The organism is Streptomyces sp. NPDC090022, assembly GCF_044748145.1.
Taxonomy (GTDB): domain Bacteria; phylum Actinomycetota; class Actinomycetes; order Streptomycetales; family Streptomycetaceae; genus Streptomyces.
Genome location: NZ_JBIVFN010000020.1, coordinates 108,308 through 132,295 on the forward strand (window position 1 = coordinate 108,308; position 23,988 = coordinate 132,295).

The following is a 23,988-nucleotide window of genomic DNA, read 5'->3' on the forward strand; positions in this document are numbered from 1 at the left end:
GTCGCCGCATGTTCGCTGCCTATGCCGCCCGTATCGACCGTGACCAGCCGCTGAGCGGCCTTGAGCTGGGCGAGCGCCCGGCCCCCGAGGCCCGCCCCGGCTGGGTGACCGTGAACGTCAAGGCCGCCTCCCTGAACCACCACGACCTCTGGTCGCTGCGCGGGGTGGGCCTGGCCGAGGACAAGCTCCCCATGATCCTCGGCTGCGACGCCGCCGGGATCGACCAGGAGGGCAACGAGGTCGTCCTGCACTCCGTGATCGGTGCCACCGGGCACGGGGTGGGCCCGGACGAGCCCCGGTCCATCCTGACCGAGCGTTACCAGGGGACCTTCGCCGAGCAGGTGAGCGTCCCGGCGTGGAACGTGCTGCGCAAGCCGGCCGGGCTGTCCTTCGAGGAGGCCGCCTGCCTGCCGACCGCGTGGCTGACGGCGTACCGGATGCTCTTCACCAACGCCGGTGTACGGCCGGGCGACTCCGTCCTGGTCCAGGGCGCCGGCGGCGGTGTCGCGACCGCCGCCATCGTGCTGGGCAAGGCGGCCGGCCTGCGGGTGTTCGCCACCTCCCGGGACGAGGCCAAGCGCAAGCGGGCGGTGGAGCTGGGCGCGGCCGAGGCGTTCGAGCCGGGGGCGCGGCTGCCGCAGCGGGTGGACGCGGTGATCGAGACCGTGGGCGCCGCCACCTGGTCGCACTCGGTCAAGTCGCTGCGGCCGGGCGGCACGCTGGTGATCTCGGGTGCCACGAGCGGCGACCGGCCCGCGCACGCGGAGCTGACCCGGATCTTCTTCCTGGAGCTGAAGGTCGTCGGGTCGACGATGGGCTCGAAGGACGAGCTGGAGGACCTGCTGGCGTTCTGCGCGGCGACGGGGGTCCGGCCGGTGATCGACGAGACCCTGCCGCTGGACCGGGCGCGGGAGGGCTTCGAGAAGCTCGCGACGGGAGACCTGTTCGGGAAGGTGGTCCTGACGGTCTGACAGCCCGCCCCCGTCAACCAGGGTTGACGGGCCCCTTTCGTCAACCTAAATTGACAGGCATGACGGAAGCAACGGATCTGGCCGAGCGGGCCGGTGACGGCGACCCGCGCGTGGGCCTGCGCGCCGTGGCGGCCCTGCGAAGGCTGCTGGAGCAGCTGGAGGCCGTACAGGTGCGCAGCGCCCGCGCGCGGGGGTGGTCCTGGCAGGAGATCGCGGCGGAGCTGGGCGTCAGCCGGCAGGCCGTGCACAAGAAGTACGGGAGGCTGTGATGTTCGAGCGGTTCTCCGCCGGCGCCCGGGACGTGGTGCACGGCGCGGTCGAGGAGGCGCGGCGGCTGGACGCGGCGTACGTCACCGAGGAGCACCTCCTGCTGGCGCTGCTGGCGCGGGGCGTGCTGGACCCGCTGGGCGTGGACCGGACCGCCGTGACCGAGGGCCTGGCGCTGGCCCGGCGCCGGGGCGGGCTGTCCAGGGCGGACGAGGAGGCCCTGGCGGGTCTGGGCATCGACGTCGGCGAGATCGTCGCGCGGGTGGAGGAGACCCACGGCGTGGGCGCGCTGGCGGCCGGCCCGGCCCGGCGCACGCTGGGCTCCTCGCTGCGCTCGGCGCTGGGCCGCCCGCCGGCCGCGAGGACCGGCGGGCACGTCCCGTTCGGCACGGGGGCCAAGCACGTCCTGGAGCGTTCGCTGCGGATCGCGCTGGGCCGCAAGGACAACGTCATCGGCGCACCGCACCTGCTGCTGGCCCTCCTGGCCCACCCGGGCGCCCCCGCCGATGTCCTGACGGACCAGGGCATCACGTACGCCCACGCCGAGACCACCCTGACCTGACGCGCCCGCCGACGGCCGGGGCCGGGGGGAGGGAGCCGCCCACGAGCCCCGCCAGGGCGGGCGACGGCCGGCCGCCACTCCACCCTGGCCCGCCGGGTACCGGTCCGGCGCGCCGGACCGGAGGCCCGATCGGCCCGCGCCCCCGGGAACGGCCCGCGGTCGCCGCGGGGGCGCCGGGCGGATCGCGGTGCGCCGGACGCCGGACACGCGGAGGCCGGGTCGGGCCGGCCGCCGTACGCCTACCGGGGCCCGGGGTGGCGGATGCCGGGGCGGCAGCCGCGGCCACGCTCAGCGCGGAGTGCCCAGGATCGCCGTCACGTCGGCGCAGGCGGCGGCGAGGCGGTCGCGGGCCGCGTCCACCTGGGCGCCCGAGACACCGTGGTCGCGGGCGGCGTCGCGGACCTCGTCGCGGAAGCGGTCCAGCAGCCGGTCCAGGTCGCGCGCCGGGCTCTCGCCGCGCGGTACGTCCGCCGCCCAGTCGGTGGCGGCGGCCGGCCGTGACGCCGTACCCGCAGCGCCCGTGCCCGTGGCGGCGCCGGTGCCCGTGGCGGCGCCCATGCCCGTGGCGCCCAGCCATGCGCCCAGCTTGTCCGTCAGGTCCGACAGGCCCGACCGCGCGAACTGGTCCTGGAGCTGCCCCGCGATCCGCTGGACCTCCTCCCGCGCCCGGTCCTGGGCCTCCTTCGCCTGCGCTCGCGCCGCCTGCGCCTCCTCGCGCGCCCGCCGGCTCTCGTCCCTCGCCCGGCGGGCCTGCTCCTTCCACTCCTGCTTGGCCCGGCGCAGCTCCTCCTTGGCGATCCGCCAGGACTCGTCCTCCACGTGCGTCTGCGAGGCGGAGGCCGCCGCCCGCATCTCGCGCCGCAGGTCACCGGCGGCGCCCCGGACGTCGTCGCGGATCTCCGCCGCGAGTTCGGAGACCGAGTCGCGGATCTCCAGCTCCAGATCGGCGAGTTCTCCCCCGCGGTCGGCGAGCTCCGCCCGCCCCGCGTCGGTGATCGAGTAGACCTTGCGCCCGCCCTCACTGGCATGTGTGACGAGGCCCTCGGCCTCCAGCTTGGCCAGGCGCGGGTAGACGGTGCCGGCGGACGGCGCGTACAGGCCCTGGAACCGCTCCTCCAGCAGGCGGATCACCTCGTACCCGTGCCGAGGGGCCTCGTCCAGCAGCTTCAGCAGGTACAGGCGGAGGCGGCCGTGGGCGAAGACGGGCGGCATGTCAGAGCACCTTCTTGTCGAGCGAGAGGGGGGCGCCGGCGTCCCCGTCCTGGGGGCGGCGCAGCAGGGCGATGGCACCCGAGATGGTGGTGGCCCGCAGGGTGCCGGTGCCGGCGCCCAGGGTTCCGGTGATCCGCTTGGCGCCCAGCTGGCCCGAGACCCGCAGGTCCTCGAAGGAGTTGGCGACGCCGCCGGTGGCGGTGTTGGCCTCGACACGGGCGTCGGCCGGGTGGGGCAGCCGGATCGCGACCTGCCCGGAGACCGAGTTGAGCGCGATGTCCACCGGACGCGCGGCCGCCGGGTCCAGATCGAGGTCGAGCAGCATGTCCCCGCTGACCGAGTCCGCCCGTACGCGCACGCCCGCGCCGTCGACGACGGTCAGCCCGCCGGAGACGGAGTGGAAGCCGAGCTCGCCGGTGACCGCCTGGGCCTCCACGCCGCCGGACACGGTGTGCGCCCGGACCTGGCCGGACAGGCCGACCAGCGTGGTGTCGCCGGACACGCCCGCGACCTCGGTACCGCCGGCGATGCCGGAGACGAAGGTGGTGGCGCCGACGGCGGCCACCTGGACGCGCGTGGCGGCGGGCACGGTCAGCGTGATCGCGGCGCTGCGCTCCCAGGCCTTGCGGCCGCCGCCACCGGACCACTGCTTCCAGGGCTTGGCCTCCAGCCACTTCACGAAGCCGTTGGAGCCGTTCCAGGGGAGGTCCTCGTAGGAAATGGTCAGGACGCCCGCCTCCTGCACGATCTGCAGCGGCGGCCCGTCCACCTCGGCCACCTCCAGCCGGACCGGGCCCTCCTCGGAGCCGACCACGTTGACGGTGCCGCCGACGATACGGACGCGGAGGTCCGCCACCGGCTCCTCGAAGGTGAGGTTCTCGGGCCCGGCTAGCGACCAGGTCGACTGCTCTGCCATGGTGCTGGTCCTCCTCGTACGTCCTCGCAACATATCGCGTCTTCTGAACAACACGATATATCGCGGCTGGGGGAAGTCAAGCGAGGTCGCGATACAACGCGAACGTCACGAGGGGGGAGATCACCGGCGGGCCCGGCGCGCGAACGGGCAGGCCGACGGGCGGGCCCGGCGGGCGGACGGGCGGACGGGCGGACGGGCGGACGATCGGCGCGGACCCGGCCGTCCGGGTTACGCCGCCTCCAGCAGCGGGCTGCCCGTACGCCGCAGCCACGCCCGGTACGGCCCCGTCCGCAGCGCCGCCTCCCGGTACGCCGCCCTCAGGTCCGCGTACACGTCCGCGTACGCCCCCGGCAGCGTCGCCAGCAGCAGCCGTACCGCCAGCGGATCCCCGGCCAGCGGCCGGATGGCCATGTCCTCGCGCGGGCCGGACGTCGGCTGGCACGGCGCCACCGCCTCGCCCGAGACGATCAGCGACGCCGCCGTGTGGTAGTCGGCGTGCAGCAGCGGCGGATCGAGGCCCGCGCCCGCGAGGACCCGGCGCAGGCCGTCCCACTCGCCGTCGACCGAGGGGTCCACCGTCCAGCGGTCGGCGGCCAGGTCGCGCAGGGACACCACCGCCTGCCGGGCCGCCGGATGGTCGCGGGACATGGAGACGAACTGCGGTTCGCGTTCCACCAGGACGCGCACCTCCAGCCCCGCCGGGACCCGCAGCGGCGAGCCCTCCACCTCGTGCACGAACGCCACGTCCAGCTGCCCGGCGGCGACCATCCGCAGCAGCGCGTTGGCCGACACGTCGACGACGAGCGTGGTCTCGGTGTCCGGCAGGCGCCGGTGCAACCGGCGCAACCAGCCGGGCAGGGCGCGGCTGGCCGTCGACCCGATGCGCAGCCGCGGCCCGCGCGCCTGCGCCCGCGCCTCGGCCACCAGTGCGGCCATCTCGGCGACCAGAGGGCGCGCCCGGCCCAGTACGGTGCGCCCGAAGGGAGTGGGGCGGCAGCCGGTGCGCTCGCGCAGGAACAGCTCGCCGTCCAGGGCCCGTTCGATGCGGCGCAGCTGGGTCGTCAGGGAGGGCTGGCTCACGCCGAGCTGCCGCGCCGCCTTGTGCAGACTGCCGGCGTCGGCGATGGCGCACAGTGCGCGCAGGTGCCTCACCTCGAGCTCCATAACCCGAGAGTAGGGCGGCCCCGGCTGACCGCACCAGCCACTATTGGCCCACCGATTCCCGCCATTTTCACCGAAGTTGACGGCCCGAAACCTTGCGATAACTTCGCGCTATCGATGGCTGACATCATCCGTCCGGCTCCGATGCTCCTCCAGACTCCGGTACCGAACCACCCACCCCCCGCACCGGATCGAGTAGGAGCCCCCCATGCGCCATCCCCGAACGGCCGCGCTTGCCTCCGTCTTCGGCCTCGCCCTCACCGCCGTCCTGGCGGCGGTTCCGTCCGCCACCGCCGCACCCGCCCCCGCCGGAAACGCCGCGAGCTACAGCGCGTACGAGCGCTCGCAGGAGAACGCGGACGCCAACCGCGCCTTCTTCGAGGCCGTCCAGCGCTCGGTGGCCGAGCAGCGCGCCGCCAACCCGGGCGCGCTCGCGGTGACCGTCACCTACAACACCCGCAACGCGCCCAGCTTCCGTTCCCAGATAGCCCGCTCCACCCAGATCTGGAACAGCTCCGTCTCCAACGTCAAACTCCAGGAGGTGTCCTCCGGCGGGAGCTTCGCGTACTACGAGGGCAACGACTCACGCGGTTCGTACGCCAGCACCGACGGCCACGGCCGGGGCTACATCTTCCTCGACTACCGGCAGAACCAGCAGTACAACTCCACCCGCGTGACGGCCCACGAGACCGGCCACGTGCTCGGCCTGCCGGACCACTACTCGGGTCCGTGCAGCGAGCTGATGTCGGGCGGCGGGCCGGGCACGTCCTGCCAGAACGCGCAGCCGAACGCGGCGGAGCGGGCACGCGTCAACGCGCTGTGGCGCAACGGCCTGGTCGCCGCCGGCGCCCAGCACTAGCCACCTCGGCGCGGCCCGGGCGCTAGCCGCGCGAGGATTCCGCCGGCGCGAAGGCGGAGCAGTCCGGGTTCCGGCAGGGACCCGGACCCCACGCGGGGACGAACGCCCCGAGTACCTTGCGCCGCCAGACCACCGTCCCGACGGGCCGGCCGCAGACCGGGCACACCATGTTCTCGTGCCCGGCCTGCGGGGCGGCCGTCCCGCGGGGGTGGTGCTGCTCGTGTCCGTGTCCGGTCATAGGTCCACGGTAGGCCCGTTCCGCCCACCCGGCGCCCCGGCAGCCGCGGCAATCCGGGCACCCCGGCAACCCCGGCGATCCGGGCCGCCCGGCCGCCCCGCCGGTGAGCGCTTGCGCGCGTACGTCGTGACGACCTGGCCGCCGCCGAAGCGGCGGACGCCGGTGAGCTCCAGCGGCCGGCCCCCGAAGCCCGCCCGGGACATCGGCATACCGCTGCCCGCGAAGACCGGGTACGTCTTGACGACGAACTCGTCGATCTCCTCGGCGAGCTGCCCGGAGCGCGAGTCCTCTTTCGGAAGGTGCGGAAGGTGTGGAACGGGTCGGCACGGTCGGCACGCTCGGCCGAGTGAAGCACGACGGCCAAAGTGCTACGTCTGAAGTACTTCCACAACCCTCTTCTCTGGATCCCTCCCGGCCCGCCCAGCCCCTCACCCCCGCGGCTTGCGCCACATGGGCCACATCAGCGGACCCTCCGGCAGCCGTACCGCCGTCCCGGTGAACTCCCAGCCCAGCCGCTCGTACAGCCGCATGCTCCGCTCGCTGCTCGCCTCCAGGTACGCCGGCACGCCGTCCCGGTCGCAGGCCTCCAGCACCGGACGCATCAGCTCCGTACCCAGCCCCTCCCCCTGCCGGCCGGGCGCGACCGCGATCATCAGCAGGTACTCGTGCTCTTCGGCGGTCGGGTGCACCTCACCCGTGAGCCGGCCCACCAGCTCGCACCGCTCGTTGTCCGGGTCGGCCGCCTCCCGCATCCGCGCCGGGACGTCGTCCTCCCCCTCCGGCTCGCCGGCCGGGATACGCAGCCACAGGGCCGCCGCCGAGCCGTCGGCGGCGTAGTCGATCCGGCCCTCCTCCAGGGCCACGTCCACGAAGACGCCGAGGAAGGTCCCGTGGACCGCGCGCCGGTGGTCCGGGTCGGGGAAGACCCAGCTGCTCACCGGGTCGTTCTGGAAGGCCTCGTCGAGCAGGCGCGCCACCGCGTCCCGGTCGGCCCGCTCCGCCCGGCGTATCTCCAGTCCCGTGGATCCCATCTGGCCTCACCCATCTCTTCATTCACGTGTCAACAACCGTGAGCGATCCTAGAGTTGGGCCGGACATGCGGAAAGGCCTGTTCCGGCACACACCCGTACCGGAACAGGCCTTGCGCACGGCGCACCCGACGTCACCGCGTGCGGCGTGTCACGAACTCCGCCAGCGCCAGCAGTCCGTCCGCCGCCCCGGGGTCCGGGACCGCGCGGGAGAGGTGCTGGACCGCCCGCCCCATGCGGTCCGCGGCGTGGGCCTGGGCCCAGTCGCGCCCGCCGGCCCGCTCCACCGCGTCCGCCGCCCGCCGCACGTCGTCCCCGGTCATGGGCCCGGCGTACAGCTCGGCCAGTTCGTCCCCCGCCTCCGTGCCCGAGGTGAGCGCGGCCACGACCGGCAGCGACTTCTTGCGGGCGAGCAGATCGGCGCCGGCCGGCTTGCCGGTGTGCTCCGGATCGCCCCAGATGCCGATCAGGTCGTCGATCAGCTGGAAGGCCAGCCCCGCCTCCCGGCCGAAGGCGTCCATCGCCTCGACCTCCTCGGCGCCCGCCCCGGCGTACAGGGCGCCCAGCGCGCACGAACACCCCAGCAGGGCGCCGGTCTTGGCCGTCGCCATGGCCAGGCATTCGTCGAGCGGGACGTACGTGCGCTGCTCGAACGCGCAGTCCGCCTGCTGCCCCGCGCACAGCTCGATCACACAGGCCGCGAGCCGGGCCGAGGCCGCCGCGGCGGCCGGGTGCGGATCCTCGCCCAGCAGCCGCACCGCGAGGGCGAGCATGGCGTCGCCGGTGATGACCGCGTCGGGTATCCCGAACACGGTCCACGCCGTGGCCCGGCCGCGCCGCCGTGCGTCCTCGTCGATGACGTCGTCGTGGAGCAGGGTGAAGTTGTGCGCCAGCTCCACGGCGGCCGCCGCCCGTACCGCGTCCTCCCCCGTGCCGTTCAGCGCCTGCGCCGCGGCGAGCACCAGCGCGGGACGGATGGCCTTGCCCGCCTGGCCGGCGGCCGGGGTGCCGTCGGCGTGCTCCCAGCCGAAGTGGTACATCGCCACGCGCCGCATGGGACCGGGCAGGCTCTCGATCGCGCGGCGCAGCTCCGGGTTGACCGTTTCTCTCGTGCGTTCCAGGAGGGCCGCGGCCTCCTGTCCCTCACCGGTCATGACCGCGCTCAGCGCCAGCGGCCGATCTCGACGTTCTCCAGCACGCCGAGCGCGTCCGGCACCAGCACGGCGGCGGAGAAGTAGGCGGTGACCAGGTAGGAGATGATCGCCTGCTCGCTGATGCCCATGAAGCGGACCGACAGGCTCGGCTCGATCTCGTCCGGGATGCCGGGCTGGTGCAGACCGATCACGCCCTGGTCGCTCTCGCCCGTACGCATGCACAGGATCGAGGTGGTGCGGGCGTCGCTGACCGGGATCTTGTTGCACGGGAAGAGCGGCACCCCGCGCCAGGCCGGGATGCGGTGCCCGCCGATGTCCACGGTCTCCGGGTACAGGCCCCGCTTGTTGCACTCGCGGCCGAAGGCGGCGATGGCCTTGGGGTGGGCGAGGAAGAGCTTGGAGCCGCGCCGCATGCTGAGCAGCTGGTCCATGTCGTCGGGGCTGGGCACGCCGTCGTGCGGCTGGATGCGCTGGTCGTAGTCGGCGTTGTGGAGCAGGCCGAACTCACGGTTGTTGATCATCTCGTGCTCTTGGCGCTCGCGCAGCGCCTCGACCGTGAGCCGCAGCTGCTGCTCGGTCTGGTTCATCGGCTGGTTGTAGAGGTCCGCGACGCGCGTGTGCACGCGCAGGACCGTTTGTGCAATCGAGAGCTCGTACTCGCGGGGCTTGGCCTCGTAGTCCACGAAGGTGCCGGGGAGGACGGCCTCGCCGTGGTGGCCCGCGGAGAGGTCGATCGCGGCCTCGCCGAACTTGTTCGTGCGCTGGGCCGGCATGGCCCGTACCTGCGCGAGGTGCTCGCGCAGGCTCTCGACCCGGTCGGCGAGCAGCAGGAAGTCCTGCCGGGAGAGCACCAGCGCGGTGCCGGAGGTGGCGGCCCGGGCCGTGTACTCCCAGATGGCCTCCTCGTCGAGCAGGCTGTCCTCGCCGAAGTACGTGCCGTCGGCGACCGTGCGCAGCACCGCGTCCTCGCCGTACGGGCCGGGGCCGACCTGGTCGATACGGCCGTGGGCGAGGAGGAAGACCTGGTCGGCCGGGTTGCCGAAGGAGGTGAGCTCCTGGCCGGCCTCGAAGTCGACCTGCCGGCACCGCTGGGCGAGCTCGGTCAGGGCGTCGAGGTCCTCGTACGTGCGCAGCAGCGGCAGCTCGCCGAGCTCCGCGGGAATGACCTGGACCTGGTCACCGGTCTTGATGAACGTCACGCGCCCGTCGCCGACGGAGTAGCTCAGCCGCCGGTTCACCCGGTACGTGCCGCCCTGCACCGACACCCACGGCAGCATCTTCAGGAGCCACCGGGAGGTGATCTCCTGCATCTGCGGCGCGGACTTGGTGGTGGTTGCCAAGTTCCGCGCGGCCGAGGTCGCGAGACTGCGCTGCGGCAGAGACTGGGCCTCGGATTCGGAACCTGCCTGGACCGACATGTCTTTCCCTTTCGATCACGCCATGGAACGTCGGTCGCAGCCTGTCAGGACGTTACGTGATGAGACCATTACACAAATGAGTGGGACTACTCGGGGCGCATGTGGGCACTCTCTGGTGTTCAACTGCTCGCTCACGCGGGTCCGCGCGCCCCACCTGTTCCGGCCACGGGGCGGGGGCGGCGGCCCCGCGTTAATTTGCCTAACAGATGCAAGTTTTCCTACGGTGGGGTCATGCGCCTCACCCGATTCACCGACCTGGCCCTGCGCGTCCTGATGCGCCTGGCCGTCGAGGAGACGGACCTGCCCACCACCCGCGACGTCGCGGCGGCCATGCAGGTCCCGTACACGCACACGGCCAAGGTGGTCGCCCGGCTGCAGCACCTCGGCCTGGTCGAGGCGCGCCGCGGCCGCGGCGGCGGGCTGGCGCTCACCGCCGCCGGGCGGGACGCGTCGGTCGGCGGGGTCGTCCGTGAACTGGAGGGAGCGGGCGACGTCGTGGAGTGCGAGGGCACCACGCCGTGCCCGCTGCGCTCCGCGTGTGTCCTGCGCGGCGCCCTGCGCCGAGCGCAGGAAGCTTTCTTCAAGGCGCTGGACCCGCTGACGGTCGGCGACCTGGTCGCGGCGCCGACCGGACCGCTGCTGCTCGGCATCTCGGGCGGCGCGGGCGGCGCGGTGAGACCCGCCCCCTAGACCGGACCGGCCGCGCCGGACGCACCGGTTGGCCGATACCGGGCGGCCGTGCGGATCACCCGGCCCCACCCAGGGGGACATCTCGAACGCAAGTCCGCATTGCGGCGAGGTTCCTCCACGCGCGTTAATACGCATCTCAGATACCACTTATCCCCACCCCCCTCCCCCGCAAGGAGCACCGATGCTGTCCGAGAAGTCGACCGCGACCGTCCGCGCCACCCTCCCCGCCGTCGGGGCCGCGATAGGCGAGATCACCGACCTCTTCTACCGCAACCTCTTCGACGCCCGCCCGGAGCTGCTGCGCGACCTCTTCAACCGCGGCAACCAGGCCGCCGGCCTGCAGAAGCAGGCGCTGGCCGGCTCCATCGCGGCCTTCGCGACGTACCTGGTCGCCCACCCCGAGACCCGCCCGGACGTGATGCTGAACCGCATCGCCCACAAGCACGCCTCGCTCGGCGTCACGCGCACGCAGTACCCCCTCGTCCACCAGCACCTCTTCGCGGCGATCACCGAGGTCCTCGGCGACGCGGTGACGCCCGAGGTCGCCGAGGCATGGGACGAGGTCTACTGGCTGATGGCCAACGCCCTCATCGCCATCGAGGAACGGCTCCACGCCGAGCGGCGGGTCGTCGCCGGCGACGTCTGGCGGGAGTGGACGGTGACCGGCCGCACCGAGGAGACCGCCGACTGCGCCACGTTCCGCCTGACCCCGGCGGACGGCGCTCCGGCGCCGGACTTCAAGCCCGGCCAGTACGTCTCCGTCCAGGTCGAACTCGCCGACGGCGCCCGCCAGATCCGCCAGTACAGCCTCTCCAGCGCACCCGGCTCCCCCGTCCGCACGATCACCGTCAAGCGGGTCGACGGCCCGGCCGCCGGCGGCCCCGACGGCGAGGTCTCCCACCACCTGCACGCCCACGTCCGCCCCGGCGACACGCTGCGCGTCTCGGCCCCCTACGGCGACCTGGTCCTCACCGACACCACCGCGCCGCTGCTGCTCGCGTCCGCCGGCATCGGCTGCACCCCGATGCTGTCGATGCTGGAGCACCTGGTGGACACCGGGCACGGCGCACCGGTCACCGTCGTCCACGCCGACCGCTCCCCCGCCCACCACCCGCTGCGCTCGGACCACCGGGCCCTGACGGCCAAGCTGGCCGACGCCCGCGCGCTGTTCTGGTACGAGGCGGACGCCACCGCCGAGGACCGCGCCGGCCGGGTGGACCTGAGGGGCGTCGCGCTGCCCGCCGGCACCCGGGCGTACCTGTGCGGCCCGCTCCCCTTCATGCGTGCGGTGCGTGAGCAGCTGCTCGCCAGGGGAGTGCCGGCGTCGGACATCCACTACGAGGTGTTCGGCCCGGACCTGTGGCTGACGGCCTCCTGAACAGCCGACCTCACTGTCCGGAATCGCTCGCTCACTGTACGAGTGCACTAGCCCGGAACGGCCGCCTCCATTACATCCAGTGACATACGAGGCGGCCGCGTGGGGCGGCCGTCGCGCACCGCAAAGGAGGCGGCCATGGCCGCACCCATGTCAGCGGAACGATTCCTCAGGGCCCTGCGGAACGAGGGGCTGACCGTCGTCGAGGTCGGCGCCTGGCGGACGCACAACCGCAACCACAAGGGCCCCTGGGGGCCCGTCCACGGCGTGGTCATCCACCACACGGCCACCCGCGGCACGGCGAACACGGTCCGGCTCTGCCGCGAGGGCCACGAGCGGCTGCCGGGGCCCCTGTGCCACGGCGTGATCACCAAGGACGGCCGGGTCCACCTGGTGGGCTACGGCCGCGCCAACCACGCGGGGTCGGGCGACCGCGACGTCCTGGCGGCCGTCATCGCCGAGAAGGCGCTGCCCCCGGACGACCGGGCGGACGCGGACGGCAACCGCCACTTCTACGGCTTCGAGTGCGAGAACCTCGGCGACGGCGAGGACCCGTGGCCGGCCGTCCAGCTCGACGCGATCGCCCGCGCGTCGGCGGCCGTCTGCCGGGTCCACGGCTGGACGGCGCGCTCGGTCATCGGCCACCTGGAGTGGCAACCGGGCAAGATCGATCCGCGGGGCTTCACGATGGCCTCGATGCGCAACCGCGTGGCCGAACGCCTGAAGTAGCCCGCCGTCACCCGCCGTTCCGGGGCCGATCACCGGTCCCGGAACCACCGGACGCCGGCCGCCCGGTGGACACGGCCCCGGCCGCCGGACCCGACACCGGCACCCCCCGCTCCCAGAGCTCCTCCGCATGCTCCCTGAACCGGTCGAACATCCCGCCCCCGCCCTGGCGTCGCAGGTGCAGCATGGGTGAGTCGTGGCCGATGACACGGGCCAGGTGCGGTGTCACCAGTGCGCCATCGTCGAACCGGAAGACACTCAGACCCACATGGTTCACGGCGTCCGAAGCAGCGCTGAAGCGTGCCTTCCAGACCGTCCAGCGGCCCCAGCCGGCCCAGCTGCTCCAGGGTCATCCTCGCCGGCATCGTCCGGCGCAAGGCCGAGAGTTCGTGTACCCGGCGACGTCGAGATCCGCCGGCACCCGCACGGGGAGGTGCGCTGGATCCTGCGCAGTCGAGGAGCGACCGACGCGCAGGCGGTCCGGCCGGCTCCGGTCCCGCCCGTACGGGCCGAACCGGGCGGGCGGGGCTCTGACGTGCGACGGGACCGGCCGGGGCGCCTCACAATGGAGGGGTGAACCGTCCCGTGAACCTTGACGCGCTCCTGCGGCCGCGCCCGCCGTCCCCGGTACGGGAGATCTCCGACGAGCGGTTCGAGCGGTACGGCGTACGGCTGCTGCTGAAGCGGGACGACCTGGTCCACCCGGAGCTGCCGGGCAACAAGTGGCGCAAGCTCGCGCCGAACCTGCGGGCGGCGGTGGCGGCCGGGGCGCCGGCGCTGGTGACGTTCGGCGGCGCGTACTCGAACCATCTGCGGGCCACGGCGGCCGCCGGCCGGCTGCTGTCCCTGCCGACGGTCGGGGTGGTGCGGGGCGACGAGCTCGCGGACCGGCCGCTGAACCCGTCGCTGGCCCGGTGCGTGGCGGACGGCATGCGGCTGCACTTCGTCCCGCGGTCGCGCTACCGGCACAAGGCGGACCCGGACGCGCTGCCCGCCCTCCTGGCCGAGGCCGGCGCGGCCGACGCGTACGTCGTCCCCGAGGGCGGCAGCAACCCCCTCGCCCTCGCGGGCTGCGCGGAACTGGGCCGCGAGCTGCGCGGCACGGCGGACGTGGTGGCCGTCGCCTGCGGCACCGGGGGCACCCTGGCGGGCCTGGCGGCCGGCCTGGCGCCCGGTCAGCGGGCACTGGGGGTACCGGTGGTGGGCGGGGGGTTCCTGGGGGCGGAGATACGTTCCCTCCAGGAGGCGGCGTTCGGCGGGTCGCGGGGGGACTGGGGCCTGGCGGAGGGGTACGAGTGGGGTGGGTACGGGCGGGTGCCGGAGCCGCTGGAGGCGTTCGCCGCCGACTTCGAGGACCGGCACGGGGTGCCCGTCGAGCGGGTGTACGTGGCCAAGCTCCTCTGGGCCCTGACGGCCCTCACGTCGTCGGGCCGCTTCGCCCGGGGTACGACCCTGGCGGCGGTGATCACGGGCCGCCCGTAGCCGCGGGGCCCTTCTTTCTCCGGCTGGACGGGCGTGCGGGGCCCGGCCCCCGCACTCCCCCGGCTCAACCGCCGGCGAGGCTGGGGGCAGGCGGGGCGCTGCCCCGGCCCCCACGGCTCAATCGCCGGCGGGGCTCATAGACCGGGGGCTCCGCCCCCGCACCCCATACGTGCGCTCCGCGCCCGTGCGCTCAAACGCCGCGCGGGCTGGAATTGCCGCTCCGCGGCAACCCAGCCGCGCGAACCCGCCAGAACCCGACCCGGCGGGCACCCCTTCCAGCGCCACCGGGCACCAAACCCAGCCCCGCCGGCGTTTGAGGCGCGGGGGTACGGGGGCAGAGCCCCCGAAACCCGGCCCACCGGGCGACCCTCCAGCGCCACCGGACACCCCACCCAGCCCCGCCGGCGTTTGAGGCGCTGGGGGTCCCCCGGACGGAGTCCGGGGAGGGCCCGGGGGATGCCCCCACGGGGGCCGGGCCGGCGTCAGGAGTCCTCGCGGAACGCCGCCGCCTCCTCCAGGTCCAGGCGGCGCAGCAGCGTGCGGAGCATCTCGTCGTCGATCCGCCGCCGGTCCCGCAGGGACACGAACACCTCCCGTTCCGCCTCGATCATCTCCCGCGACAGCCGCCGGTAGACGTCGTCCGCCGACTCCCCCGTCACCGGGTTCGTCTCCCCCAGCCGTTCCCACACCGCGTTGCGCCGCCGCTCCAGCACCGATCGCAGGCGGTCCGCCAGCGGCGGCGGCAGCGCGTTGGCCGGGTCGGCCAGGAGTTCCGTCAGGCGCTCGTCCGCCGCGCGGGACGCCTCGCTCTGCGCCTGCGCCTCCGCGAGCGTCTCCGCCTGCGCGTCCCGCGGCGGCAGCCGCAGCGCCCGGATCAGCGGCGGCAGCGTCAGGCCCTGGACCACCAGCGTGCCGATCACCGTCGTGAAGGTGATGAACAGGATCAGGTTCCGGTACGGCACGTCCACCGGGATCGAGAAGGCGATGGCGAGCGAGACCACGCCGCGCATGCCCGCCCAGCCCACGATCACCGGCGCCTTCCAGGTGGTGTCCGGTTCCCGTTCCCGCACCCGCGGCGAGATCCGGGGCAGGAACGTCGCCGGGAACACCCACACGTAGCGCGAGACCACCACCGCCAGGAACACCGCCAGCGCGTACCACGCGGCGGGCAGCCCCTCGTCCGCCCCCAGGCCCTGGAGGACCACCGGCAGCTGCAGCCCGATCAGCGCGAAGACCACCGACTCCAGGATGAAGGCGACCATCCGCCACACCGCCTCCTCCTGGAGCCGCGTCGCGAAGTCGACCTGCCAGTTGCGGTGGCCCAGGTACAGCGCCACCACCACGACCGCCAGCACGCCCGAGGCGTGCACCCGCTCCGCGACCGCGTACGCCACGAACGGGATCAGCAGCGACAGCGTGTTCTGCAGCAGCGGCTCCCTCAGCCGGGTCCGCAGGTGGTGGATCGGGACCATCAGCAGCAGGCCCACGCCCACCCCGCCCACCGACGCCAGCAGGAACTCCGCGATCCCGCCCGCCCAGCCGATGCTCTCGCCGACCACCGCCGCCAGCGCCACCTTGTACACGGTGATCGCGGTCGCGTCGTTCACGAGCGACTCGCCCTGCAGGATCGTCGTGATCCGCGGCGGCAGCCGCAGGCGCCGCGCGATCGCGGTCGCCGCGACCGCGTCCGGCGGGGCGACCACGGCGCCCAGGACCAGCGCCACGGTCAGGGGCATGCCCGGCACGGCCAGGTACGCCACGTACCCGACCGTGAGCGTCGCGAAGAGCACGTAGCCGACCGACAGCAGCGCCACCGGCCGCCAGTTCTTGCGCAGGTCCAGGTACGAGGAGTCCACCGCCGCCGTGTACAGCAGCGGGGGCAGCAGCAGCGGCAGCACGACGTGCGGGTCGAGGGCGTACGACGGCACCCCCGGCAGGTACGAGGCGAGCAGCCCCACCGCGACCAGCAACAGCGGCGCCGGCACCGGCGTGCGGCGGGCCAGGCCCGCCACGGCGGCGCTGGCCGCCACCAGCGCCACCAGCTGCACTACCTCCATCGAAGATCCATCCTCGTCCGTCGGGGCCGGCCGCACTGCGTAACCTGGCCATCATGAGCGAGTGCCCCCACGTTGCCGAACTGGCGCGCCCCGAACCGGTCCCGTCCGCCCAGACCTGTACCGAATGTCTGGCGCTGGGCAGTCACCCGGTCCAGCTCCGGATGTGCCTGGAGTGCGGTTTCGTCGGCTGCTGCGACTCCTCGCCGCACCGGCACGCCACCGCGCACCACCACGAGAGCGGCCACCCGGTGATGCGCAGCTTCGAGCCCGGCGAGACCTGGCGCTGGTGCTACGTCGACGGTTCGATCGTCTGACGAACGCCCGGCGCTGACACGGCGGGAACCCGGCGGGACCGGGTCAGGGACGCGGGCGGAAAGGTACGGGAGGAGCGGACGGTTCGAATGCGTGCGGCGGGGTAGGTCAACCCTCCGCCGGTTCCCCCGATTTGGGCCCGCAGACCACTAGCCACTGTGTGTTCCCATGGGCTTACCATCAGTCACTGGCCGCCGGGGCGGGGCCACCGCGAGGGGGGCCGCGACACGATCGCCCGGATCGCGATAGCGTCACGGCGAACAGAGCTCGTACCACCTTGGAGGTGAGGGTGTCCCAGATCGCAGGCGAGCCCGGGACCCAGGACTTCGTCGAAGTCCGGCTGCCGGCCGCGGGTGCCTACCTGTCGGTGCTGCGCACGGCCACCGCCGGCCTCGCGGCACGATTGGACTTCACCCTCGACGAGATCGAGGACCTGCGCATCGCGGTGGACGAGGCGTGCGCGATCCTGCTCCAGCAGGCCGTACCCGGCTCGGTCCTCAGCTGCGTGTTCCGGCTGATCGAGGATTCACTGGAGGTGACCGTCTCGGCACCGACCACCGACGGCCGCGCTCCGGAGCGCGACACGTTCGCGTGGACCGTCCTGTCGGCGCTGGCCGGCAAGGTGGAGTCCACGGTCGAGGAGGACCGCACGGTCAGCATCAGCCTCTACAAACAGCGCGGCGCGGGACCAGGCCCGGCGTGAGCGGCGGGGAGACCCCGGTACGGGGCGGGGACCGGCCCCCGGTACGCCACGAGGTCGACGGCGGTATTCCGGTTCAGCCCGCCCGGCCGCACCCGGCCGGGACGGATACGGAAGACGGCTTTGCGGAAGACGGCTTTTTGGACTCGGCGGAGCGACGGGCGGGCCCTATGAGCGAGAACCAGCACGAGCGGCACGGACAGCCACAACCACCGGCGGCGCACGATCCGCGCGACCGCAGCGGCGCGCGGGCGCTCTTCCTGGAGCTGCGGGCACTGCCCGAGGGCTCCCCGGAGCGGGCCGAGCTGCGCAACCGGCTGGTGCGGATGCACCTGCCGCTGGTCGAGCACCTGGCGCGGCGCTTCCGCAACCGCGGCGAGCCGCTGGACGACCTCACGCAGGTCGCCACGATCGGCCTGATCAAATCGGTGGACCGGTTCGACCCGGACCGCGGGGTCGAGTTCTCGACGTACGCCACCCCGACGGTGGTCGGCGAGATCAAGCGGCACTTCCGGGACAAGGGCTGGGCGGTACGGGTGCCCCGGCGGCTCCAGGAGCTGCGCCTGGCCCTGACCACGGCCACGGCGGAGCTGTCCCAGCAGCACGGGCGCTCGCCGACCGTGCACGAGCTGGCGGAGCGGCTGGGGATCTCCGAGGAGGAGGTGCTGGAGGGGCTGGAATCGGCCAATGCCTACAGCACGCTGTCCCTGGACGTGCCGGACACGGACGACGAGTCGCCGGCGGTCGCGGACACGCTCGGCGCGGAGGACGAGGCGCTGGAGGGCGTCGAGTACCGCGAGTCGCTCAAGCCGCTGCTGGAGGGCCTGCCGCCGCGGGAGAAGCGGATCCTGCTGCTGCGCTTCTTCGGCAACATGACCCAGTCCCAGATCGCGCAGGAGGTCGGCATCTCCCAGATGCACGTCTCGCGCCTGCTGGCCCGCACCCTGGCCCAGCTCCGCGAGAAGCTCCTGGTCGAGGAGTAGTCGAGGAGTAGAGGTCGAGGAGTGGGGACGTACCGGTGGAGGGCGGTCCCTCAGGACCGGCCCTCGATCCCCAGGGCCTCGGTCGCCCCCGGGTTCACGAGCAGGGCGACGACGGCCACGGCCGCGAGGGCCAGGGCGAACGCGGCGGCGATCATCGCGCCGCCGGTCGTCCACAGGGTCCAGGCCACCGGCATCGCCAGCAGCTGGGTCATCAGCGCCGGGCCGCGGCTCCAGCGGCGGCCCAGGCGCAGCCCGCGGGCCGCGATCAGCGGCAGGGCGGCGAGGGCGAGCAGGGTGATGCCGCCGGTCTCGGCCTGCTGCGGGGAGTCCGGGTCACCGGCGATGCCCACGAAGAGCATGTAGACGCCGAGTCCGGCCAGGGCGAGGCCCTCCAGGGCGGTGAGCACGGCGGCCGCGGTCAGCCGGCCGGGGAGGGCGGCGGGGACCGTGGCGGCCGCCGGAGCGGCGGGCGCGGCCGGCTTCGCGGCGCGGGGCTTCGCGGTGCCGGGCTTCGCGGTACCGGGCTTCGCGGCGCGGGAATTCCCGGTGCGGGGCTTGGGGGGCTGCTTCTTGCTCACTCCAGCAGGGTAGCCGCGCGGCATGGTCCCACGAGGGACGGCCCGTATGGGAGGCGTAACACGGGGTGGGTAATGTGGCGGTCATGCGTGCACTTCTCGTGGCCAACCCAGCAGCGACGACCACCAGTGCGCGCACGCGCGACGTCCTCGTCCATGCCCTGGCCAGCGAGATGAAGCTGGACGCGGTGACCACCGAGTACCGCGGGCACGCCCGGGACCTGGGCCGCAAGGCCGCCGAGAGCGACGACATCGACCTGGTGGTGGCGCTCGGCGGGGACGGCACGGTCAACGAGGTCGTGAACGGGCTGCTGCACGACGGCCCCGATCCGGAGCGCCGGCCGCGGCTGGCGGTCGTACCGGGCGGGTCGACGAACGTCTTCGCGCGCGCCCTGGGGCTGCCCAACGACGCCGTCGAGGCGACCGGCGCCCTGCTGGACGCGCTGCGCGAGCGGCGCGAGCGCACGATCGGGCTGGGGCTCGCGGCCGGCACGCCGGGCTCGGACGACGAGGCGGTTCCGGCGCGCTGGTTCACCTTCTGCGCAGGCTTCGGCTTCGACGCGGGCGTGGTGGGCCGGGTCGAGCAGCAGCGCGAGAAGGGGAAGCGTTCGACGCACGCCCTCTACGTACGGCAGCTCGTGCGTCAGTTCCTGGAAGAGCCCAACCGCAGGCACGGCACGGTCACGCTGGAGCGCCCCGGCGCGGATCCCGTACCGGACCTCGTACTGTCGATAGTGTGCAACACGTCACCTTGGACGTTTCTGGGGAATCGCCCGCTTTACGCCTCTCCCGAGGCGTCCTTCGACACCGCACTTGACGTGCTGGCGCTCAACCGTTTGTCAACTCCGGCCGCCGCTCGCTACGCGACACAGCTCCTGACCTCGACTCCTGAGCGCGGCCCGCACGGCAAGCACGCGGTGTCTCTGCACGATCTGACCGACTTCACCTTGCATTCGAAGGTTCCCCTTCCGTTCCAGATGGACGGAGACCACCTCGGTCTGCGCACCAGCGTTCAGTTCACAGGCGTTCGCCGTGCACTGCGTGTGATTGTGTGAGTGGAAGACCCTAAAGTCCTTTCAGTCGAACGTTTAGACGCCGATCCACCCCCAGGAAGTACGGCTGTGACCTAGTAGACACCGACGAATCAAAAAAAACTTTCCGGAAGGGGTTGTATCCCCGTCCGAGGTTTGCGAATCTCTACATGGCGATCGGGACAGCCCGCAGGACCCGGCACCCATGACCGCCAGAACCCCCTCCACGAATCGGACTCACATCCAGGCAACTGGCTGTCGGCCCTTCCCTCGTGAGGGGATTCGTGAAAGCGTTCACATTCACAAGCAACGTGCATGTCACATCAAGAGAGGTAGCAGCCATGGACTGGCGTCACAACGCCGTTTGTCGTGAGGAAGACCCCGAGCTGTTCTTCCCCATCGGCAACACCGGTCCTGCGCTGCTGCAGATCGAGGAAGCCAAGGCCGTCTGCCGCCGCTGCCCCGTCATGGAGCAGTGCCTGCAGTGGGCGCTCGAGTCCGGCCAGGACTCCGGCGTCTGGGGCGGCCTCAGCGAGGACGAGCGCCGCGCGATGAAGCGCCGCGCCGCTCGCAATCGGGCGCGCAACGCGACCGCCTGACATCGACTTTCGAGCCTCGAGCCGCAGCGCGTAGCACCCATATAGCGCTCAGCAACGTGCTCTTGAGCCCCGGACCGGTACCTTCGGTCCGGGGCTCAGTGCTGTGCGGGACAGGGCGCCGTTACGCAGCGTGACGGGCCGTGCGGCAAGCTACTTCTGCGGGCTCGCCGGGACGTCCAGGACGACCTTGGTGCCGCGCGACTCGCCCGCCACCATGTCGAAGGTGCCGCCGAGCTCGCCCTCGACCAGGGTGCGGACGATCTGGAGTCCCAGGTTGCCGGCCCGCTGCGGATCGAAGCCCTCGGGCAGGCCGCGGCCGTCGTCGGTCACCGTGATCAGCAGCCGCGCGTCGTCGCGGCGGGTGCCGCTGCGGACCGCCGTGACCTCGACCGTGCCCCGCTCCCCCGGCGCGAAGGCGTGCTCCAGGGCGTTCTGGAGGATCTCCGTCAGGACCATCGACAGCGGAGTGGCGACCTCCGCGTCCAGGATCCCGAAGCGGCCCAGGCGCCGGCAGTCCACCTTGCCCGGGGAGATCTCCGCGACCATCGCGATGACCCGGTCGGCGATCTCGTCGAACTCGACCCGCTCGTCCAGGTTCTGGGACAGCGTCTCATGCACGATCGCGATCGAACCGACCCTGCGCACCGCCTCGTTGAGCGCCTCCCGGCCCTGGTCGGAATCCATCCGGCGGGCCTGCAGGCGCAGCAGCGCGGCCACCGTCTGGAGGTTGTTCTTCACCCGGTGGTGGATCTCCCGGATGGTCGCGTCCTTGGTGATCAACTCCCGTTCGCGACGGCGCAGTTCGGTGACGTCCCGGCACAGCACCAGGGAGCCGATCCGGGTCCCCTTGGGCTTGAGCGGGATCGCCCGCAGCTGGATGACGCCGCCGTTGCCCTCGACCTCGGTCTCGCGCGGGGCCCAGCCACTGGCGAGCTTGACCAGCGCCTCGTCGACCGGGCCGCGCGAGGGCGCCAGCTCGGCGGTGGTGGTGCCCAGGTGCTGGCCGACCAGGTCGGCGGCCAGGCCCAGGCGGTGGTAGGCGGAGAGCGCGTTCGGCGAGGCGTACGTGACGACGCCGTCGGCGTCGAGGCGGATCAGGCCGTCACCGACGCGCGGCGAGGCGTCCATGTCGACCTGCTGGCCGGGGTACGGGAAGGTGCCGGCGGCGATCATCTGCGCCAGGTCGGAGGCCGACTGCAGGTACGTGAGCTCCAGCCGGCTCGGGGTCCGGACGGTGAGCAGGTTGGTGTTGCGGGCGATGACGCCGAGGACCCGCCCCTCGCGGCGCACGGGGATCGACTCGACGCGGACCGGCACCTCCTCGCGCCACTCCGGGTCGCCCTCGCGTACGATCCGGCCCTCGTCCAGGGCGGCGTCCAGCAGCGGACGGCGCCCGCGCGGCACCAGGTGGCCGACCATGTCGTCCTGGTAGGAGGTGGGCCCGGTGTTCGGGCGCATCTGCGCGACGGAGACGTACCGGGTGCCGTCGAGGGTGGGCACCCACAGCACGAGGTCCGCGAAGGACAGGTCGGAGAGCAGCTGCCACTCCGAGACCAGCAGGTGGAGCCACTCCAGGTCGGTTTCACCGAGAGCGGTGTGCTGGCGTACGAGGTCGTTCATGGAGGGCACGTGTGCGAGCGTACCCCGGGCGCGGACGATGACTTTCCCCACGGGAATACCCATCAGTACCTTTCGCCGCGTACTGTTGGAGGAAGTGACCGACTGAGGACGTCCGCAATTGGATGGACAGAACAGATTGGTCTAGTCCACAATGCTGGTGTACGGCTGTCACGGACAGCCGTGGACACAGCTCCGACATGGGCTTCCGCCCTCCCCGCACAGGAGGACGGACGAGGTAAGCCGCGCGCTCTGCCCTGACCGCGCAGGCACCTCCCACCGGCCGCCGGGACCGCACACCCGCCGGCCGTAAGTACTCCGGGCTACGGTGCCGGACGGGTTGAGGGTCCCGTCCCGGCACCGTGGCCCAGAGGAACATGCGGGCCGGACAGGCCCCCTCCCCCTTCCTCCCCTTCCGCGGGCCAGGCCGCGAGGGCCGGCTCCGCCACCGCCGCCAGCTCCTCCCGGCCCGCCCCGTCCCGCGCCTGCTGGGACATGCCCTGCAGAACCGCCCCGACATAGCGGGCCAGTGCCGCCGCGTCGGTGTCCGCCGGCAGGGTTCCGCAGGCCACGTCGGCCCGGATCCGGCTCTCGAAGGCCGCCAGGTTCGCGTTGCGCCGCCCCTTGAGCTCCTCGGCGACCTCCTCGGTCGTGCAGTTGACGGCCGCGCTGATCACCAGGCAGCCGCGCGGGTGCGCCGGGTCGGCGTAGATCCCGATCCCGCGGCGCGCGCCCACGCCTCCTCCCGCTCGGTGTTCGGGCGGATCGGCACGGCGGCGGAGGTCGCGGACGTGGTGGCCTTCCTGGCGTCGGCGGACTCCCGCTGGGTGACCGGGCAGCACCTGGACGCGACCGGCGGGCTCCAGCTGGCGCTGCTCTGAGGGGTCCCCGGCGCCCTCGGGGAGGGCGCCGGGAGGCCGGGGGCACCCGTTCGGACCACCATGGAAGACAGGTGCGCGGTCCCGCCCCGGCGGGCCCTCGCTCTGCTAGATTGGTCTATACCACAACCGTGCTCCCCTCACCTCTCCAGATCGGCAGGCCCAGCGTGGAAGTTGTCATCGTCCCGGACGCCAAGGCAGGCGGCGAGCTCATCGCGGAGGCCATGGCCGCCCTGGTCCGCCGCAAGCCCGACGCCCTGCTGGGCGTGGCGACCGGCTCCACCCCGCTGCCGATCTACCAGGCCCTGGCGGCGAAGGTCCGCGCCGGCGAGGTCGACGCCTCCCGTGCGCGGGTCTGCCAGCTCGACGAGTACGTCGGCCTGCCGGCCGGGCACCCGGAGTCCTACCGGGCGGTCGTGCTGCGCGAGGTCGTCGAGCCGCTGGGCCTGTCCGAGGCCGCGTTCATGGGCCCGGACGGCTCCGCCGAGGACATCGTCGCGGCGTGCGAGGCGTACGACCGGGCGCTCGCGGAGGCGGGCGGCGTGGACCTGCAGCTGCTGGGCATAGGCACCGACGGGCACATCGGCTTCAACGAGCCGTGCTCGTCGCTGGCGTCGCGCACGCGCATCAAGACGCTGACGGAGCAGACGCGGGTGGACAACGCGCGGTTCTTCGACGGCGACCTGGACCAGGTGCCGCACCACGTGATCACGCAGGGCATCGGCACGATCCTGGACGCCCGGCACCTGGTGCTGCTGGCGACCGGCGAGGGCAAGGCGGAGGCGGTGGCCCAGACGGTGGAGGGCCCGCTGTCGGCGCTGGTACCGGCGTCGGCGCTGCAGCTGCACGCGCATGCCACGGTGGTCGTGGACGAGGCGGCGGCGTCGAAGCTGAAGCTGGCCGACTATTTCCGCCACACGTACACCAACAAGCCAACGTGGCAGGGCCTGTAGCCCCACCACCCCCGGGGCTTCCGCCCCAGGGACACCCCGGCCCTCATCGCCGGACGCGGCTGGCTGGCTGGCTGCGCCTCAAACGCCGGCGGGGCTGGGGTGGGTGCGCCTCAATCGCCGGACGCGGCTGGGTGGGCGGGGCTCCGCCCCGGGCCCCGTACGTGCGCTTCGCGCCCGTGCGCTCAAACGCCGCGCGGGCTGGAATTGCCGCTGCGCGGCAACCC

At 73.1% G+C, this 23,988-nt stretch carries 24 protein-coding genes and 3 pseudogenes; 15 read left to right on the forward strand and 12 right to left on the reverse strand.

Going from position 1 to position 23,988, the window contains the following annotated elements:
• The first annotated feature begins 8 nt into the window (after positions 1–8).
• The 3 genes from ACIPXB_RS28145 to ACIPXB_RS28155 are packed head-to-tail and all read left to right on the forward strand — an operon-like array spanning position 9 to position 1,800.
• Positions 9–971 (forward strand): zinc-binding dehydrogenase, encoded by a 963-nt coding sequence (locus ACIPXB_RS28145; RefSeq protein WP_401454252.1) that lies wholly within the window; start codon positions 9–11, stop codon positions 969–971.
• A 59-nt stretch (positions 972–1,030) separates the two neighbouring features.
• A complete protein-coding gene (locus ACIPXB_RS28150; RefSeq protein WP_401454253.1) occupies positions 1,031–1,240 on the forward strand; it encodes a helix-turn-helix domain-containing protein in 210 nt (69 codons plus the stop codon).
• Complete coding sequence (locus tag ACIPXB_RS28155; protein WP_401454255.1) at positions 1,240–1,800, forward strand: Clp protease N-terminal domain-containing protein; 561 nt, start codon at positions 1,240–1,242, stop codon at positions 1,798–1,800. Before ACIPXB_RS28150 ends, ACIPXB_RS28155 begins: the two co-directional genes overlap by 1 nt.
• A gap of 288 nt (positions 1,801–2,088) precedes the next feature.
• On the opposite strand, the gene ACIPXB_RS28160 is transcribed toward ACIPXB_RS28155, so the two are convergent.
• The 3 genes from ACIPXB_RS28160 to ACIPXB_RS28170 all read right to left on the reverse strand — a co-directional run bounded on the left by ACIPXB_RS28160 (position 2,089) and on the right by ACIPXB_RS28170 (position 5,092).
• A complete protein-coding gene (locus tag ACIPXB_RS28160; RefSeq protein WP_401454257.1) occupies positions 2,089–3,012 on the reverse strand; it encodes a PadR family transcriptional regulator in 924 nt (307 codons plus the stop codon).
• Between the two features lies 1 nt (position 3,013).
• On the reverse strand, positions 3,014–3,928 hold the full coding sequence (locus ACIPXB_RS28165) for a hypothetical protein (RefSeq protein WP_401454258.1): 915 nt from the start codon (positions 3,926–3,928) through the stop codon (positions 3,014–3,016).
• A 228-nt stretch (positions 3,929–4,156) separates the two neighbouring features.
• Positions 4,157–5,092, reverse strand: coding sequence for a LysR family transcriptional regulator (locus ACIPXB_RS28170; protein WP_401454259.1), 936 nt, complete (start codon positions 5,090–5,092; stop codon positions 4,157–4,159).
• A 205-nt stretch (positions 5,093–5,297) separates the two neighbouring features.
• Here ACIPXB_RS28170 and snpA point away from each other — a divergent pair, with 205 nt between their 5' ends.
• On the forward strand, positions 5,298–5,948 hold the full coding sequence (gene snpA, locus ACIPXB_RS28175; RefSeq protein WP_401454260.1) for a snapalysin: 651 nt from the start codon (positions 5,298–5,300) through the stop codon (positions 5,946–5,948).
• Between the two features lie 22 nt (positions 5,949–5,970).
• On the opposite strand, the gene ACIPXB_RS28180 is transcribed toward snpA, so the two are convergent.
• The 4 genes from ACIPXB_RS28180 to ACIPXB_RS28195 form a co-directional block, all read right to left on the reverse strand.
• The gene (locus tag ACIPXB_RS28180; protein WP_401454261.1) at positions 5,971–6,186 is read right to left on the reverse strand and encodes a hypothetical protein; all 216 of its coding nucleotides are present in this window, start codon (positions 6,184–6,186) and stop codon (positions 5,971–5,973) included.
• A 428-nt stretch (positions 6,187–6,614) separates the two neighbouring features.
• Positions 6,615–7,217: a GNAT family N-acetyltransferase gene (locus ACIPXB_RS28185; protein ID WP_401454262.1), complete on the reverse strand. Its 603-nt coding sequence runs from the start codon at positions 7,215–7,217 to the stop codon at positions 6,615–6,617.
• 131 nt (positions 7,218–7,348) lie between these two features.
• Positions 7,349–8,368 (reverse strand): family 2 encapsulin nanocompartment cargo protein polyprenyl transferase, encoded by a 1,020-nt coding sequence (locus ACIPXB_RS28190; RefSeq protein ID WP_401454263.1) that lies wholly within the window; start codon positions 8,366–8,368, stop codon positions 7,349–7,351.
• Positions 8,369–8,376: 8 nt separating this feature from the next.
• Positions 8,377–9,786 carry a family 2B encapsulin nanocompartment shell protein gene (locus tag ACIPXB_RS28195; protein ID WP_401454265.1) on the reverse strand — a complete coding sequence of 470 codons (1,410 nt, stop codon included), beginning with the start codon at positions 9,784–9,786 and terminating at the stop codon, positions 8,377–8,379.
• A gap of 231 nt (positions 9,787–10,017) precedes the next feature.
• Here ACIPXB_RS28195 and ACIPXB_RS28200 point away from each other — a divergent pair, with 231 nt between their 5' ends.
• From ACIPXB_RS28200 to ACIPXB_RS28210, 3 genes are all read left to right on the forward strand, one after another.
• Positions 10,018–10,476: an RrF2 family transcriptional regulator gene (locus ACIPXB_RS28200; protein WP_401454267.1), complete on the forward strand. Its 459-nt coding sequence runs from the start codon at positions 10,018–10,020 to the stop codon at positions 10,474–10,476.
• A gap of 181 nt (positions 10,477–10,657) precedes the next feature.
• Positions 10,658–11,854 carry an FAD-binding oxidoreductase gene (locus ACIPXB_RS28205; protein WP_401454269.1) on the forward strand — a complete coding sequence of 399 codons (1,197 nt, stop codon included), beginning with the start codon at positions 10,658–10,660 and terminating at the stop codon, positions 11,852–11,854.
• A 135-nt stretch (positions 11,855–11,989) separates the two neighbouring features.
• On the forward strand, positions 11,990–12,580 hold the full coding sequence (locus tag ACIPXB_RS28210; RefSeq protein WP_401454270.1) for an N-acetylmuramoyl-L-alanine amidase: 591 nt from the start codon (positions 11,990–11,992) through the stop codon (positions 12,578–12,580).
• A 7-nt stretch (positions 12,581–12,587) separates the two neighbouring features.
• On the opposite strand, the pseudogene ACIPXB_RS28215 reads toward ACIPXB_RS28210, so the two are convergent.
• Positions 12,588–12,933: pseudogene (locus ACIPXB_RS28215) on the reverse strand (hypothetical protein); the annotation flags it as partial.
• Between the two features lie 217 nt (positions 12,934–13,150).
• Here ACIPXB_RS28215 and ACIPXB_RS28220 point away from each other — a divergent pair.
• Positions 13,151–14,059, forward strand: a complete 909-nt coding sequence (locus tag ACIPXB_RS28220; protein ID WP_401454271.1) for a 1-aminocyclopropane-1-carboxylate deaminase/D-cysteine desulfhydrase — start codon at positions 13,151–13,153, stop codon at positions 14,057–14,059.
• Between the two features lie 482 nt (positions 14,060–14,541).
• Here ACIPXB_RS28220 and ACIPXB_RS28225 read toward each other — a convergent pair whose 3' ends face one another.
• Entirely contained in the window at positions 14,542–16,116 is a 1,575-nt protein-coding gene (locus ACIPXB_RS28225; RefSeq protein ID WP_401454273.1) for a Na+/H+ antiporter, read from the reverse strand.
• Positions 16,117–16,169: 53 nt separating this feature from the next.
• Between ACIPXB_RS28225 and ACIPXB_RS28230 the strand changes: the two genes are divergently transcribed.
• From ACIPXB_RS28230 to ACIPXB_RS28240, 3 genes are all read left to right on the forward strand, one after another.
• Positions 16,170–16,430: a UBP-type zinc finger domain-containing protein gene (locus ACIPXB_RS28230; RefSeq protein ID WP_401454275.1), complete on the forward strand. Its 261-nt coding sequence runs from the start codon at positions 16,170–16,172 to the stop codon at positions 16,428–16,430.
• Positions 16,431–16,717: 287 nt separating this feature from the next.
• Entirely contained in the window at positions 16,718–17,131 is a 414-nt protein-coding gene (locus ACIPXB_RS28235) for an anti-sigma regulatory factor (protein WP_401454276.1), read from the forward strand.
• Entirely contained in the window at positions 17,128–18,111 is a 984-nt protein-coding gene (locus ACIPXB_RS28240) for an RNA polymerase sigma factor SigF (RefSeq protein WP_401454278.1), read from the forward strand. The genes ACIPXB_RS28235 and ACIPXB_RS28240 overlap by 4 nt, the downstream gene beginning before the upstream one ends.
• 50 nt (positions 18,112–18,161) lie before the next feature.
• Here ACIPXB_RS28240 and ACIPXB_RS28245 read toward each other — a convergent pair whose 3' ends face one another.
• Positions 18,162–18,689, reverse strand: coding sequence for a hypothetical protein (locus ACIPXB_RS28245; RefSeq protein WP_401454279.1), 528 nt, complete (start codon positions 18,687–18,689; stop codon positions 18,162–18,164).
• Positions 18,690–18,772: 83 nt separating this feature from the next.
• On the opposite strand from ACIPXB_RS28245, the gene ACIPXB_RS28250 reads away from it, so the two are divergent.
• Positions 18,773–19,741, forward strand: coding sequence for a diacylglycerol/lipid kinase family protein (locus ACIPXB_RS28250; RefSeq protein WP_401454280.1), 969 nt, complete (start codon positions 18,773–18,775; stop codon positions 19,739–19,741).
• Positions 19,742–20,058: 317 nt separating this feature from the next.
• A complete protein-coding gene (locus tag ACIPXB_RS28255) occupies positions 20,059–20,316 on the forward strand; it encodes a WhiB family transcriptional regulator (RefSeq protein WP_004937597.1) in 258 nt (85 codons plus the stop codon).
• A 150-nt stretch (positions 20,317–20,466) separates the two neighbouring features.
• Here ACIPXB_RS28255 and ACIPXB_RS28260 read toward each other — a convergent pair whose 3' ends face one another.
• On the reverse strand, positions 20,467–21,936 hold the full coding sequence (locus ACIPXB_RS28260) for a sensor histidine kinase (RefSeq protein ID WP_401454288.1): 1,470 nt from the start codon (positions 21,934–21,936) through the stop codon (positions 20,467–20,469).
• 320 nt (positions 21,937–22,256) lie between these two features.
• Positions 22,257–22,643: pseudogene (locus tag ACIPXB_RS28265) on the reverse strand (TetR family transcriptional regulator C-terminal domain-containing protein); the annotation flags it as partial.
• A 6-nt stretch (positions 22,644–22,649) separates the two neighbouring features.
• Here ACIPXB_RS28265 and ACIPXB_RS28270 point away from each other — a divergent pair.
• Positions 22,650–22,814: pseudogene (locus ACIPXB_RS28270) on the forward strand (SDR family oxidoreductase); the annotation flags it as partial.
• A gap of 164 nt (positions 22,815–22,978) precedes the next feature.
• Positions 22,979–23,764, forward strand: a complete 786-nt coding sequence (nagB, locus tag ACIPXB_RS28275; protein WP_401454290.1) for a glucosamine-6-phosphate deaminase — start codon at positions 22,979–22,981, stop codon at positions 23,762–23,764.
• The last annotated feature ends 224 nt before the right edge of the window (positions 23,765–23,988 follow it).

What these genes read in the sequence shown, in the direction of transcription:
- ACIPXB_RS28145 (WP_401454252.1), top strand. Translation starts at nt 9, where the DNA reads ATGTTCGCTGCCTATGCCGCCCGTATCGACCGTGACCAGCCGCTGAGC.
- ACIPXB_RS28150 (WP_401454253.1), top strand. Translation starts at nt 1,031, where the DNA reads ATGACGGAAGCAACGGATCTGGCCGAGCGGGCCGGTGACGGCGACCCG.
- ACIPXB_RS28155 (WP_401454255.1), top strand. Translation starts at nt 1,240, where the DNA reads ATGTTCGAGCGGTTCTCCGCCGGCGCCCGGGACGTGGTGCACGGCGCG.
- ACIPXB_RS28160 (WP_401454257.1), bottom strand. Translation starts at nt 3,012, where the DNA reads ATGCCGCCCGTCTTCGCCCACGGCCGCCTCCGCCTGTACCTGCTGAAG.
- ACIPXB_RS28165 (WP_401454258.1), bottom strand. Translation starts at nt 3,928, where the DNA reads ATGGCAGAGCAGTCGACCTGGTCGCTAGCCGGGCCCGAGAACCTCACC.
- ACIPXB_RS28170 (WP_401454259.1), bottom strand. Translation starts at nt 5,092, where the DNA reads ATGGAGCTCGAGGTGAGGCACCTGCGCGCACTGTGCGCCATCGCCGAC.
- snpA (WP_401454260.1), top strand. Translation starts at nt 5,298, where the DNA reads ATGCGCCATCCCCGAACGGCCGCGCTTGCCTCCGTCTTCGGCCTCGCC.
- ACIPXB_RS28180 (WP_401454261.1), bottom strand. Translation starts at nt 6,186, where the DNA reads ATGACCGGACACGGACACGAGCAGCACCACCCCCGCGGGACGGCCGCC.
- ACIPXB_RS28185 (WP_401454262.1), bottom strand. Translation starts at nt 7,217, where the DNA reads ATGGGATCCACGGGACTGGAGATACGCCGGGCGGAGCGGGCCGACCGG.
- ACIPXB_RS28190 (WP_401454263.1), bottom strand. Translation starts at nt 8,368, where the DNA reads ATGACCGGTGAGGGACAGGAGGCCGCGGCCCTCCTGGAACGCACGAGA.
- ACIPXB_RS28195 (WP_401454265.1), bottom strand. Translation starts at nt 9,786, where the DNA reads ATGTCGGTCCAGGCAGGTTCCGAATCCGAGGCCCAGTCTCTGCCGCAG.
- ACIPXB_RS28200 (WP_401454267.1), top strand. Translation starts at nt 10,018, where the DNA reads ATGCGCCTCACCCGATTCACCGACCTGGCCCTGCGCGTCCTGATGCGC.
- ACIPXB_RS28205 (WP_401454269.1), top strand. Translation starts at nt 10,658, where the DNA reads ATGCTGTCCGAGAAGTCGACCGCGACCGTCCGCGCCACCCTCCCCGCC.
- ACIPXB_RS28210 (WP_401454270.1), top strand. Translation starts at nt 11,990, where the DNA reads ATGGCCGCACCCATGTCAGCGGAACGATTCCTCAGGGCCCTGCGGAAC.
- ACIPXB_RS28225 (WP_401454273.1), bottom strand. Translation starts at nt 16,116, where the DNA reads ATGGAGGTAGTGCAGCTGGTGGCGCTGGTGGCGGCCAGCGCCGCCGTG.
- ACIPXB_RS28230 (WP_401454275.1), top strand. Translation starts at nt 16,170, where the DNA reads ATGAGCGAGTGCCCCCACGTTGCCGAACTGGCGCGCCCCGAACCGGTC.
- ACIPXB_RS28250 (WP_401454280.1), top strand. Translation starts at nt 18,773, where the DNA reads ATGCGTGCACTTCTCGTGGCCAACCCAGCAGCGACGACCACCAGTGCG.
- ACIPXB_RS28255 (WP_004937597.1), top strand. Translation starts at nt 20,059, where the DNA reads ATGGACTGGCGTCACAACGCCGTTTGTCGTGAGGAAGACCCCGAGCTG.
- ACIPXB_RS28260 (WP_401454288.1), bottom strand. Translation starts at nt 21,936, where the DNA reads ATGAACGACCTCGTACGCCAGCACACCGCTCTCGGTGAAACCGACCTG.